The sequence below is a fragment of the Acinetobacter sp. GG2 genome (genome assembly GCF_000292385.1).
Classification (GTDB): domain Bacteria; phylum Pseudomonadota; class Gammaproteobacteria; order Pseudomonadales; family Moraxellaceae; genus Acinetobacter; species Acinetobacter seifertii.
On sequence record NZ_ALOW01000032.1, the window covers coordinates 1 to 12,967 of the forward strand.

Sequence of the window (12,967 nt, forward strand, 5' to 3'; positions counted from 1 at the left end):
CTGAGCTATGGGAGAATCTGCATGCGATTATAAGGAGATTTTGACAAGGGTCAAGTGAAAATCGTCATGTTTCCTTCATTTTTGTGTTGTATGCTTTTTATTTGATCAGGTTGGGTGGCAAACTCATAAATTACTTGCACTTTAAAAACTGAATTGCTAGATTCAAAAAAGAACAAGCGTTTGGAGAAATCCAAACAGTGTGGATTTAAACCAACTTGCCAGCACTAAAATGGCTAAATCGGAGATAAGTATGAAAACACTTACTATTGCTTCTATTTTTTCTAATTTTGATTTTTATCAACGTAATTATCTTAATATATTAAATCAACCAGAATCTTATTACACATGTGTAGAAGATGCGTGGATTGATGCTTTTCCATTTAAAAAGCAGAGATTGTACTTAGGTGATTTGCTACAACTCTGGTTTAGTTCAAAGTGGAATGTGCGTACTTCATTTAAAGTCTTAAAGTGTTCCAAATTGCTAGATCAATCGCAACCTCTTTATATTTTCCAGCTCAATGGCGAATTATTATTAGGTAAAAATAAAGTTTTGGCTTGGTCTACTCAGCATCGTGAGGTGGTCGAGCTTCAACTTAAAAATATTTGGGCGCCATATGTGATTGCTCAAACTTGTGAACGTCCAATTATTCCTTACGTCATAAAAAAGGCAGCCGTTTAAAGCTGCCTTTATTCTTTATGGGCGAATAATCATGCAGGTTGCTGTCGCATAAGCATACAGTTTACCTTCTTCATCAATAATTTTACCTTCGGAAATACCCAAGTTTTTACTTAAATTAATAACTTTGCCTGTGGCAATTAAATCCTGATTTTGGGGAATAGGGCGGCACATTTTTACATTAAGGTCGATGGTGCCATAACCCACACCTGTAGGTAACATTGTATGAACAGCACAGCCTGTTACGGAGTCTAGGACTGTTGCAGCAAAGCCACCATGTACACCACCTAAAGGGTTTAAATGGTTGTGATCTGCTTGTGCTTTAAAGGTCACAGATCCTTCTGAAATTTCAGTAGGTTGCATTGGAATCGTTTTGCTAATACTGGCAGGTGGAATGTGACCTTCAATCATGGCTTGTAAAAATTCGAGGCCTGTCATTTCCATAGGATTTTTCATTTTTTGGAGTCCTTCAGTAATTAAAGTTCTAAAATGGAACTTGATGTTAAATTAGGCGCTAAAATGCATATTGTCAAGTTGGCAAGTATAAGAAATATGGCTGTTTTATAGTTTATAAACTTGTAAAATGTAGTTGAGTAGAATATTTTATAACCCTAAAAATATAAACTTCTTGTGGAAAATAATAATGAACGGTCAGTGTTTATGCGGTGAAACAATTTTTGAAGTTGAATTAAAAAATCATGATGTACATGCTTGCCATTGTTCGATGTGTCGTAGACAAACTAGTGGTGTCATTATGACAGTTGATGTGGTCAAAGGTAGTTTAAAGTTTATTCAGCAAAAGCATCTTAGCGTATTTAACTCTTCTGAATGGGGCGAAAGAGGCTTTTGTAATACTTGTGGAACAACAATTTTTTGGAGAACGAAAGATCAAAGCTACTGTAATATCAATGTATTTTCTTTAAATGAGCCAATAGAAGACTTGAATTTAGATATGGAAATTTTTATTGATTCAAAACCCGATTTTTATACTTTCCAAAATCAAACAAAAAAACTAACTGAGGCCGAGGTGGTCGCCTTGTTTAACCCAGAATAATTTTAATTATAAAAAAAGGCCTCAATTTTGAGGCCTTTTTTAATTTTACAAATTATTTAGCAGCTTTTTCTGCTTCAATTGAAGCGATCGCAGCGTCAACACCTTCAATCGATTCAGCAGCTTTTTTGATACGTGCTAACGCATCAACAAGTACTTCATCAGCTGTTGCATATGAAATACGCATGAAACCGCCTAAACCAAATGCATCACCAGGAACAACTGCTACGCCAGTTTCTTCAAGTAACCATTCAGAGAATTCTGTGCAAGATTTTAAGCCTTTTGCACGAATAAGAGGGCGAATGTTTGCATACGCGTAGAATGCACCATCAGCAGGTAAGCAAGAGATACCTTTGATGTCGTTTAAGCCGTTTACAACTAAGTCATGACGGCGTTTAAACGCTTCAATCATTGGTTCTAAAACATCTTGTGGACCATTCAATGCAGCTTCAGCAGCAACTTGTGAAATTGAAGTTGGGTTAGAAGTTGATTGAGACTGGATTTTTTTCATTGCACCAATGATTTTTGCTGGGCCGGCTGCATAGCCAATACGCCAACCAGTCATTGCATATGCCTTAGAAACACCATTTAAAACAATTGTGCGGTCATATAAATCTGGAGCAACAGTTGCAATGTTGTAGAACTCATCTTCCCAACGAATTGGTTCATACATGTCATCAGAAGCAACAAATACTTGTGGATGACGACGTAAAACTTCAGCTAAAGCTTCTAATTCAGCTTTACTATAAATCATACCTGTTGGGTTAGATGGGCTGTTTAATACCACTAAACGAGTGTTTGGTGTAATCGCAGCTTCTAATTGTTCAGGAGTGATTTTGAAACGTTGGTCTTCGCCACATTTCACAATAACTGGTGTACCTTCAGCAATAATCACCATATCTGGATAGCTTACCCAGAACGGTGCAGGGATGATCACTTCATCACCTTTATTTAATAATGCAAGTGCCAAGTTAAAGAAGCTTTGCTTACCACCACATGAAACCAAAATCTGGTTCGCTTGATAATCAAGATTATTATCACGCTTCAATTTAGCAATAATTGCTTTTTTTAACCCAGGAGTACCATCTACAGCCGTATATTTGGTGAAACCATTATTAATCGCTTCAATTGCAGCATCTTTAATGTGTTGAGGGGTATCAAAATCTGGCTCGCCAGCACCTAAACCAATCACATTCTTGCCAGCAGCTTTAAGCTCAGCAGCTTTGTTAGTTACAGCAAGTGTAGGGGACGGTTTGATAGCATTGACACGATCAGAAAGACGTACGTCCACGGCAATATTCCTCTTATGGGATTAAAAATAAAAAGCATACTATCTTATCGCAAAAATTAGGTAATTTGCGGATGCAGGTATTTTTAGATGTAAAAAAGTTTAATTTAAGAAAGATCTTGTTGCGCTTTTATTCAATTAAAGCTTTTTTGGAAAGAAAGGAGAAAAATACTTTATAATAGGCGGCAATCGAAATTTCGAGACTGAATTATGACTGAGCAACAGCCAAAACAGAAAAAGGCTTTGGTGAAATTGCCATTCCCAATGCCGAATGAAAGTAATCAAGCAGATGATGCCGTACACAACCAAGTGCGTCCGAAGCCAGAGCAATATGCTGATAGAACTTGGATGCCTCCTCGTGGTACTCGTCGCTCAATGGGTAAACGCTAATTTAAATAAGAAACAGGCATATTGCCTGTTTTTTATTGCTGTAATATTTCTTGATAATAGATTTTTTTCTTTTGATACATATGGTGATCTGCGCGTTTTAGCATATCTTCCACCTGTTCATTGTCTTTTGTTGTTGCATGCCCAATAGCAATACTAATTGGGTGACTTGAGTAATATTGATTATCTATATTGAAAAGTTCCTGAATCGTTTGAAGCATCATTAAAACATTCGCTTCGTCTGCTCCGGGCATTAAAACAACGAACTCATCTCCACCAATTCGAGAAGCGGTATAAGCAGTATTTGTGATTGCCTGATTTAGAATATTACCTACACGGCGTAACAACCCATCGCCAATATCATGACCCAGTTGATCATTGGTTTCTTTTAAACCATTCATATCTAAAAAAATTGATGAAACAGGGCGGATAATACTGCGATTTAAACGATTAAGTTCTTCTGTAAAGAATGCGCGGTTATAGAGTTTAGTCAGTACATCATGTTGCCCTAAATATTCGAGATAGTTTTCAGCTTTCTTTCGAGCTGTAATATCTGTGAGTGCAACCTGTACCAGTCCCCATGTCTCTTCATAGCCTGGGAATACGGTAAATTGCAGTAGGACATTTCTAATTTGTCCATCTAATGCATAATTAATTGCTTCACGCTTGTGGTGAATATTTCCTTGCCACAGTTCAATCAGTTGTTCTCTAAAGGTTTCCACCATCTCATCGGCAAAAATTTTATGGGTATTTTTTAGCAAAGTGTTTTTATCAGGTGCTTTAAATAAATCGAGGGTCGACTGATTAACATCTAAAATCAAAATATCTTCGATACATTGACGAACAAATTCAGGATGTACATCTAAAAAAGTTCTAAAATCTTCTATACCTAATAATCTAAGCTGATCAATTCTGTTTTTAATACGACTAAAATCTTCGACCCAAAGAGAAGTGGGTGAGTAAATAAACATTGACTCTGCTAAACGTCTATTTTTCTCTTCTTGACGGAGTGCATTTTTGTAAGGAGTAATGTCTTCAGTCGTAATTAAAATACGGCTAAAGGTAGTTTCAGAGCCTGGTAAAATTGCCCCTCGCAGTTGTACATCAATAGGTTTACCAGAGAGCGTGTAATTTATAGTAGTACTTGAGAAGTGGGTTTTGCCATTCCATAACGCCTCGAGTTCATGAATATGGGCTTCAAACATCTCTTTTTTAAAAATAAGATCTAAGTTGGCGCACAATTCTTCTTGGTCTTTTGCTTCAAAAAGTTCTAAAGCTTTTTGATTTACTTTGATCACTTTAATTTTATGGGCACATTCAATAATCAGATTTTTATTTTGGCTTAGAAAATCATATAGGTTTTCAATCCCTTGGCTTTTCCATAAGTCAAATAACTGTTTAACTTCACTGAAATCCTCAATCCACATTGGAATTGGGGTTAGGTCAAAAATTGAAGAATCTAAAGTTTCCATATGTTTCTTTAAGTATTCAGTTTGTCTCAAAGTATAGTGAGAAAAATTAAGATTTGGAAAGATAAACAGATTAAATCTATTAGAATAATTAAAATAAAGAATATTTAATGTAAGTGAAATAATATAATGAGAAAGCAGAGGTTATCTGCTTAACTCATAAAATGACAAAATAAATTAGCGGTTAATTGGGTGTTGAATGTGTTTTTCACCACGCCACAATTTAATAAAGTCTTGCTCATCAAAATCATAGAGTTCCATAAGAGCAACAATAACACTTACGAAAATCATCGCGCCTTCTGAATTACCATGAATATTGAAAATCTTACCATTGAGCTTACCCAAAATATCACTTAATTCATGATCACGGCCTCTGCCATAACGGTCACGAGGATACAATTCTTCATTAAGTACGATAAGTGCTACTGCTTTTTCAGCATTCGATAAATCTGTTTTATCTAAAGCTTCTTCAAAAGACTCGCTACCATGATTAAAGTAAAAGATGACTTCATCATTAATGAAACTTTGAACCATTTTTTGAGTAAGTGTCGGGAACTGTGAAACAGCGTTTTCTTCGACATATGGTTTAAATGATTCAGGGAAAATTACATTGTGATATATGCCCTTAAAAAGTGGAGCAATTTCAGAGACTTTATAACCTGCGATTCCACATCCTAAAGCAGTCACAAAGTACTTCATTTTAGGATGATTTTTTGCATAAATTTTAAAGTCTTCAACATAATGCTCGATTTGGGAGAGTGGCATTTGTTGAATATGTTCATTTAGAGTTGGAATTGCAAAGCTTTGTCCAGCCCAGCCACGACCTACACCTTCAACTGCACCAAAGTGCTGACTAGCAACTCGCGCAGCTCCACTACCGTGTTGCCCGGCAAGATTGCTTCCAAATACGAAAACTGTATCTTCAGGAAGTTCCGTTACAATGCTTTCATCATGGTATTGGTATGACATATTCTTATCATTAAATAGAGTATAAGCTCATGTTGCAGTTGATTGCGGGAAGGGTCAATACCTGTTTGCATTTTTCTTTTATAATTTTTTATAAGACTGTACTCAATGAAGATGAAAGTTATCAATTCATTTTATAAAGAAAGGCTTATAAGAAACTGATATGTTTTTATAGAGTCATAAAGTAAAGGTCTTACTTAAATAACAAAATCACATGAAATTTGATTTCTACCATTTGCTTTAGCTCTATAGAGCAGATGATCAGCACGATGCAAAGCCTGTTCAATATCTTGTAAATTTTTTATAGCGGTGAGTCCATAACTTGCTGTAATTCTAATTTTATTATTCGTAAATACAGTTTGTTCTATCAAAGCTTTAAGCCGTTGTGTCTGGTGTAAAGCATCTATTTCATTTTTAGCCGAGATCAAGCAAATAAATTCTTCACCTCCAAAGCGTGCTACTAAGTCATTAGCCTTTTTATTATTTAATATTATTTCACTAACGCCTTTTAAAATTAGATCACCTGTATAATGACCCCATGTATCATTAATTGTTTTGAAATGATCAAGATCGAAGTATATTAAAAAATAAAAACTATTATCAAAATCTATAACCTTATTTTTTTCAAAAAAACCACGACGATTTAATAAATGCGTGAGCGGATCTTGAAAACGTTCATTATTGAGATGATGAATAACATCTTTGACGGCGCATCCACTAATGACTAGAGCAAATAAAATATTTAAGAGGATGTTGGCTGACATACATAGCAGCCACCATACTGATGAGGTTAAGGTAAACTGACTTTGATCTATAGGCTCTAAAAAGATGAAGTTAATTCCAGCTCGAAAAAAAGAATATGAAACACTGATCAAATAAAAAATTAAGATCCATTTATCAAATGATTTAGAGGACGGTAATTTTTTTAGTACATATGGAATTGTAATAAAACCTACTAAACCCAAAGAAATATTTAAAATAATTAATCGTACCCATATTTGGGGCTGTATATATGAAAAATAGGTCAATATAGCAATCGTACATAAACTAATCGCTAATGCTAATTTGTGCCTAAAAGAAACCTTTAACTTCAGACTAATAGCATAGGCACCGAACCAACTGCCTAATAAATATAAAATTGCTGTGAAAGGAGCCGCTACAGTAAGTTGTGCATTGTCCATTAAACATTGAGCAAATAATGCAATTGAGGGAATGACATAAGCTAAGCCAATCCATAATAAAAAAAGATCAGCTTTAAAAATTAAGCGGCAAAATGTAAAAGCGAGTCCAATCAAAAACAGGCAACTTGGAACAATTAATATAAAATATTGCATATTGATGGGATTCACAGCAATTTTTGTAAATTTTCATATTTTTGAAAGGCATAGAATAAAATGTATTCATGTGTGAATTCAAGGTTGAGACTTTAAATTATGAAAATATAAAATTTGAAGATATTCACTTATATGTAATCAAAAATCTGATTAAAGTACAGAAAAATGATTGTAAATTTGGCTTATTGACTCCATTAATAGCAAATTACGCATATTTATAAAAGAGAGAGAACTGTGAACGAAAATCAACCTTTCGATTTGGTCACTCATTACCAGCCAGCGGGTGATCAGCCACAGGCAATTGAAAAGCTGGTAAATGGCGTCGAAAAAGGTTTTCGTAATCAGTTACTGTTGGGTGTGACTGGTTCCGGTAAGACCTATACCATGGCAAATGTCATTGCCCAAACACAACGGCCAACTATTGTGATGGCGCACAATAAGACCTTAGCAGCGCAACTCTATGGTGAATTTAAAGCCTTTTTCCCAAATAATGCAGTTGAATACTTCGTAAGTTATTACGACTACTATCAACCAGAAGCTTATGTTCCGTCTTCAGATACGTTTATTGAAAAAGACGCAGCAATTAATGACCATATTGACCAAATGCGTTTATCGGCAACACGTGCTTTGTTAGAGCGTCGTGATGCAATTATTGTTGCTTCTGTATCTGCTATTTACGGTTTGGGTGACCCAAATGCTTATATGCAAATGTTATTGCATGTGGTGCAGGGTGACCGAGTGAGTCGAGACGAAATTATTCGCCGTTTGGTTGAAATGCAATATACCCGTAATGAGCTTGAGTTCTTACGTGGTACCTATCGTATACGCGGTGAAATTATTGACATTTTCCCAGCTGAATCAGACCAACATGCGATTCGTATTGAGCTTTTTGATGATGAAGTAGATTCAATTCGCTGGTTTGATCCACTCACCGGTAAGATGGTGCGCAAAGTACCACGTGTAACGATTTATCCGAAAAGCCATTATGTGACGCCAAAAGACAATTTAACACGTGCGATTGATACCATTAAGGATGAACTTCAAGACCAGCTTAACTTCTTCCGTGAACATGACAAGTTACTTGAAGCTCAGCGTATTGAACAACGTACTCGTTATGATTTGGAAATGATGCAGCAGCTAGGCTATACCAATGGTATTGAAAACTACTCTCGTCATTTATCGGGCCGTCCAGCAGGTGAAGCACCACCGACATTGTTTGATTATGTGCCAGACGATGCCTTACTTATTATTGATGAATCGCATGTAACGGTTCCTCAGATTGGCGCAATGTATAAAGGTGACCGTTCACGTAAAGAAAACTTAGTGAATTATGGTTTCCGTTTACCTAGTGCACTTGATAATCGCCCTATGAAATTTGAAGAGTGGGAGCGTATTGTACCAACTACTATATTTGTGAGCGCAACGCCAGCTAAATACGAATTGGAAAAGTCAGAACAAGTGGTTGAGCAGGTCGTTCGTCCTACAGGTTTGATTGATCCAGAAATTGAAGTTCGCCCAGTACTTACTCAAGTCGATGATGTTCTTTCTGAAATTAATATTCGTAAGAATTTAAATGAACGTGTATTGGTGACGACTTTAACTAAACGTATGGCTGAAGATTTAACGTCTTACTTAAAGGAATATGGCGTTAAGGTTGCTTATTTGCACTCAGATATTGATACGGTTGAGCGTGTCAAAATTATTCATGAGTTACGTACAGGTGTATTCGACGTTTTAGTCGGTATTAACTTGCTTCGTGAAGGCTTAGATATGCCGGAAGTTTCTTTAGTTGCCATTTTGGATGCAGATAAAGAGGGCTTTTTACGTTCAGAACGTTCGCTTATTCAGACCATTGGTCGAGCTGCCCGAAATGTGAAAGGTAAAGCAATTTTATATGCAGATAGAATTACCGATTCTATGCAAAAAGCAATTGATGAAACCGAGCGCCGTAGAGCCAAACAAATTGAGTTCAACGAGCTACATGGTATTACACCTCGTAGTGCTGTTCGTCAGGTCATCAAAGAAATTGATTCAGGTGAAGTGCTTTCAGATGATCAAATTGATGAGAAGGTATTAGAGCAGTCAAAAGCACTGAGTGCCGATGATCGACATATTCTTTCTGATCCTAAACTGTTTAGTAAACATATTACTAAGCTTGAGAAAGAAATGTTAAAGGCATCGAAAGACTTACAATTCGAGCAAGCTGCTCGCATTCGTGATGAAATTGTTCGTTTAAAAGCGCAAATGTTGCAATAAACGGATACATAACACTACATTATTTGTTTAAAAAACAAGCTACTGTAGATGTTTAAGTTATTTTTGTATTCACAACTAAAAGTTGAGGGCAACAATGGCATTTCGAAAAAATGTTCCGCAAGCCAGTTGGCGCTTGGCAAAAATTGCATTGGGCGGGATTGTTCTGACTGGCTTAGCCGTTGGAACATATGCCTACGCCCAGCAAAAACCGTTACCAACTGTCGATAAAGTTGAATTAGACCGTTATTTAGGTGTGTGGTATGAAGTCGCACGTAAACCAGCTTTTTTTCAAAAAAAATGTGCTTATAACGTATCTGCAACATATACATTAAATGAAAATGGAAATATTGTTGTAGATAACCGTTGTTATGATAATCAAAAACAATTACAGCAATCTATTGGTGAAGCATTTGTAGTGAATCCACCATATAACACTAAACTAAAGGTTAGTTTTTTACCTGAGGCTGTAAGATGGATACCCGTAATTCGTGGTGATTATTGGATTTTAAAACTAGATGAAGACTATCAGACTGTTTTAGTTGGAGAGCCTTCTCGTAAATATCTTTGGGTATTATCTCGAACGCCGCACCCTAAAAAAGAGGTAGTTGATGAATATCTGAATTATGCAAAAACATTAGGATTTGATATTCGAGATATTATTCACTCTGAGCACAAAGAGTAAAAAAATTTGCTTAAGAAAAAACCATGTCTTCACATGGTTTTTTCTTTTGTATAGTGGATAAATCAAGTATTGTATCGCTTTATTTTTATTGAAGTATAAAGAGGTTGGTGATGTTAAAAGGCGTGATTTTCTCTGTCATGGCATCATTAACTTTCGGTGTACTTTATTTCTATACCCAATTACTCGGCCAACTTGATAGTGAGCAGACGTTTGGGTGGCGTATTATTGCGACTTTGCCATTTTTAACTTTGTTTATGTGGTGGAGTGGTGACTTAAGCCATATTAAAAATATCTATCAGCGTATTTTGGTAAACCCCACTTTTCTTTTATTGCTCATCACAACCTCTGTGTTGACGTCGGTACAGTTATGGCTCTTTTTGTGGGGGCCAATGCATGGGCGTGGTTTACAAGTTTCCTTGGGATATTTCCTTCTACCGCTTGTATTGGTGTTAGCTGGTAGTCTGCTATATGGCGAAAAAATATCAAAATTTCAGTGGGTCGCTATTATTCTGGCCATAGTTGGGGTAGGCCATGAAATTTTTCGCTTAGGAAGCATTGCTTGGGAAACTGCTTTAGTTGCAATTGGTTATTCAGCTTATTTCTTATTACGCAAGAAAATTAAAACCGATAATTTAGGCGGTTTTTGGTGGGATCTTGTGATTATTATGCCTGTAGCGATTTATCTGACCCATACAGGTGTATTGCCATATGCTAAATTTATAGATCAACCAATCCTTGCTTTGGTCATTATGGGGCTAGGGGTGCTTAGTGCTATAGGTTTAGGAAGTTATATATTAGCGAGTCGTTTTTTACCCTTAGTGTTATTTGGGTTGCTCGGATATCTAGAACCTGTATTGCTTGCTTTGGCGTCGTTGGTTTTAGGTGAAAGTATTGGTCGAGAAGAGTGGTTTACTTATATTCCAATCTGGTGCGCTGTTTTTGTACTTGTTTTAGAAGGTGCTTTTCATCTTTATCAACAGCAGCAAAAAGCCAAAAATTTGCAGTTAAATATCGAAAAATATCAAAAAAGATTAAAAAATGATGCTCATCATTAGAGCATCAGAATCCAAAAAGTAAGAAAAAGCAAAAATTTAGCTGCTTTAAACAATAAGATAATAAAAAATAATTATAGGTATTTTATGAATTTATGATGAATTTTAGGAAAATCTAGCTACTAACGTCAGCTTTTGATTCATTCTTGCCAATAATTCCATTACAATTACGGGGTTTTAAAAATCACGCCTAGATATAATTAATTAGAGGACGTATCTGTGAGCAAAGACACTATCATCGCCCTGCATGCTGAACACCAAGGTCGTTGGAAAAACCGTGAAGAAATCGCGGAACGTATGATTGCATTAATCGGTCAATTATACCGTGAAAAAAATATTGTCGTATCTGTTTACGGTCGCTCTTTAATTAACCGTTCTGTTATTCAAATTTTGAAAACTCACCGTCGTACACGTGTTGTAGATGTTGAGCTTTCTGTTGTAAATACATTCCCAATTTTAGAAGCTTTAGCAAAAGTTGAAAACATTGGTTCTGCAGAAGTTGATATCGGTAAACTTGCAGTTGAATATAAAGAAAAAGGCGGTGATGTTGATGCGTTTGTTGCTCAAGCAGTTGAGTCAATTAAAGGTAGCGCAACTTCTGAACAACCAAAAGACGTAGTTCTTTACGGTTTTGGTCGTATTGGTCGTATCTTAGCTCGTTTAATCATTAGCCAATCAGGTTTAGGTCGTGGTTTAAGCCTTAAAGCGATTGTTGTTCGTAAGTCTTCTGACGGTGACTTGGCGAAACGTGCTTCTTTACTTCGTCGTGACTCTATTCACGGTACTTTCGCTGGTACAATCTCTGTTGATGAAGAAAACGAAGCAATCATTGCGAATGGTAACTTCATTAAAGTCATCTATGCATCTAGCCCAAGTGAAGTTGACTACACTGAATACGGTATTGAAAACGCGCTTTTAATCGACAACACTGGTAAATGGCGTGATGCTGAAGGCTTAAGCCAACACTTGAAATGCCCAGGCGTTGCACGTGTAGTATTAACTGCACCAAGTAAAGGCGAAATGAAAAACGTTGTATTTGGTGTAAATAACACTGACATCTTAGATGAAGACAAAATCATCTCTGCTGCAAGTTGTACAACAAATGCAATCACTCCAATTCTTAAAGTATTGGATGACAAATATAAAGTTCTTAATGGTCACGTTGAAACAGTTCACTCATTTACAAATGACCAGAACTTAATTGATAACTACCACAAAGCTGATCGTCGTGGTCGTGCCGCTACATTGAACATGGTTATTACTGAAACTGGTGCTGCTAAAGCTGTTGCTAAAGCATTACCTGCATTAAAAGGTAAGTTAACTGGTAACTCTGTACGTGTTCCTACACCAAACGTATCTCTTGCGATTTTAAACTTAACGCTTGATAAAGAAGTTGATCGTGAAGAAGTGAACGAATACATTCGTCAAATCTCGATTAACTCTAGCCTTCAAGGTCAAATCGGTTATACCAACTCTACAGAAGTGGTATCAAGCGACTTTATCGGTTCTCGTACAGCTGGTGTATATGATGCTCAAGCAACGATTACTTCTGGTAACCGCTTAACTGCATATGTTTGGTACGATAATGAAGTAGGTTATAGCTGCCAGGTATTACGTATTGCTGAACAAATGTGTGGCGTAAGCTATACAAAAATTCCTGCAGAAACTAACGCTTAATTTGATTTAACGTTGGATAAAATATTGTGACAAAAAGACCCAGTTTAGACTGGGTTTTTTTACAACCGTACAAAATATATGCTGATTATTTTTTAAAAATCAATGAGAATAGGATTTAAGGAACAAAAA

Annotated in this window: 12 protein-coding genes and 1 pseudogene; 8 read left to right on the forward strand and 5 right to left on the reverse strand. The window is 36.2% G+C overall.

Features of this window, described 5'->3' with window-relative positions; translation table 11 throughout:
* Positions 1 to 64 precede the first annotated feature (64 nt).
* Positions 65 to 149, forward strand: a pseudogene (locus B554_RS19135) (hypothetical protein); the annotation flags it as partial.
* A 101-nt stretch (positions 150 to 250) separates the two neighbouring features.
* Entirely contained in the window at positions 251 to 679 is a 429-nt protein-coding gene (locus B554_RS0108085) for a hypothetical protein (protein WP_019457667.1), read from the forward strand.
* Between the two features lie 15 nt (positions 680 to 694).
* Here B554_RS0108085 and B554_RS0108090 read toward each other — a convergent pair whose 3' ends face one another.
* Positions 695 to 1,132: a PaaI family thioesterase gene (locus B554_RS0108090; RefSeq protein WP_019457668.1), complete on the reverse strand. Its 438-nt coding sequence runs from the start codon at positions 1,130 to 1,132 to the stop codon at positions 695 to 697.
* Positions 1,133 to 1,319: 187 nt separating this feature from the next.
* Here B554_RS0108090 and B554_RS0108095 point away from each other — a divergent pair, with 187 nt between their 5' ends.
* On the forward strand, positions 1,320 to 1,730 hold the full coding sequence (locus B554_RS0108095; protein ID WP_019457669.1) for a GFA family protein: 411 nt from the start codon (positions 1,320 to 1,322) through the stop codon (positions 1,728 to 1,730).
* A 52-nt stretch (positions 1,731 to 1,782) separates the two neighbouring features.
* Here B554_RS0108095 and B554_RS0108100 read toward each other — a convergent pair whose 3' ends face one another.
* Positions 1,783 to 3,018 carry a pyridoxal phosphate-dependent aminotransferase gene (locus B554_RS0108100; protein ID WP_019457670.1) on the reverse strand — a complete coding sequence of 412 codons (1,236 nt, stop codon included), beginning with the start codon at positions 3,016 to 3,018 and terminating at the stop codon, positions 1,783 to 1,785.
* 207 nt (positions 3,019 to 3,225) lie between these two features.
* Here B554_RS0108100 and B554_RS0108105 point away from each other — a divergent pair, with 207 nt between their 5' ends.
* Positions 3,226 to 3,405, forward strand: coding sequence for a hypothetical protein (locus tag B554_RS0108105; RefSeq protein ID WP_002118942.1), 180 nt, complete (start codon positions 3,226 to 3,228; stop codon positions 3,403 to 3,405).
* Positions 3,406 to 3,437: 32 nt separating this feature from the next.
* On the opposite strand, the gene B554_RS0108110 is transcribed toward B554_RS0108105, so the two are convergent.
* The 3 genes from B554_RS0108110 to B554_RS0108120 form a co-directional block, all read right to left on the reverse strand.
* The gene (locus B554_RS0108110) at positions 3,438 to 4,874 is read right to left on the reverse strand and encodes a diguanylate cyclase domain-containing protein (RefSeq protein WP_019457671.1); all 1,437 of its coding nucleotides are present in this window, start codon (positions 4,872 to 4,874) and stop codon (positions 3,438 to 3,440) included.
* Between the two features lie 174 nt (positions 4,875 to 5,048).
* Positions 5,049 to 5,840 carry a hypothetical protein gene (locus B554_RS0108115; protein ID WP_019457672.1) on the reverse strand — a complete coding sequence of 264 codons (792 nt, stop codon included), beginning with the start codon at positions 5,838 to 5,840 and terminating at the stop codon, positions 5,049 to 5,051.
* Between the two features lie 194 nt (positions 5,841 to 6,034).
* The gene (locus tag B554_RS0108120) at positions 6,035 to 7,171 is read right to left on the reverse strand and encodes a GGDEF domain-containing protein (protein ID WP_019457673.1); all 1,137 of its coding nucleotides are present in this window, start codon (positions 7,169 to 7,171) and stop codon (positions 6,035 to 6,037) included.
* Positions 7,172 to 7,405: 234 nt separating this feature from the next.
* Between B554_RS0108120 and uvrB the strand changes: the two genes are divergently transcribed.
* From uvrB to B554_RS0108140, 4 genes are all read left to right on the forward strand, one after another.
* Positions 7,406 to 9,427, forward strand: a complete 2,022-nt coding sequence (uvrB, locus tag B554_RS0108125) for an excinuclease ABC subunit UvrB (RefSeq protein WP_019457674.1) — start codon at positions 7,406 to 7,408, stop codon at positions 9,425 to 9,427.
* 94 nt (positions 9,428 to 9,521) lie between these two features.
* Positions 9,522 to 10,109 carry a lipocalin family protein gene (locus tag B554_RS0108130; protein WP_019457675.1) on the forward strand — a complete coding sequence of 196 codons (588 nt, stop codon included), beginning with the start codon at positions 9,522 to 9,524 and terminating at the stop codon, positions 10,107 to 10,109.
* A gap of 107 nt (positions 10,110 to 10,216) precedes the next feature.
* Positions 10,217 to 11,164: an EamA family transporter RarD gene (gene rarD, locus B554_RS0108135; RefSeq protein WP_081400332.1), complete on the forward strand. Its 948-nt coding sequence runs from the start codon at positions 10,217 to 10,219 to the stop codon at positions 11,162 to 11,164.
* Between the two features lie 216 nt (positions 11,165 to 11,380).
* Positions 11,381 to 12,838 (forward strand): glyceraldehyde-3-phosphate dehydrogenase, encoded by a 1,458-nt coding sequence (locus tag B554_RS0108140; RefSeq protein ID WP_019457677.1) that lies wholly within the window; start codon positions 11,381 to 11,383, stop codon positions 12,836 to 12,838.
* The last annotated feature ends 129 nt before the right edge of the window (positions 12,839 to 12,967 follow it).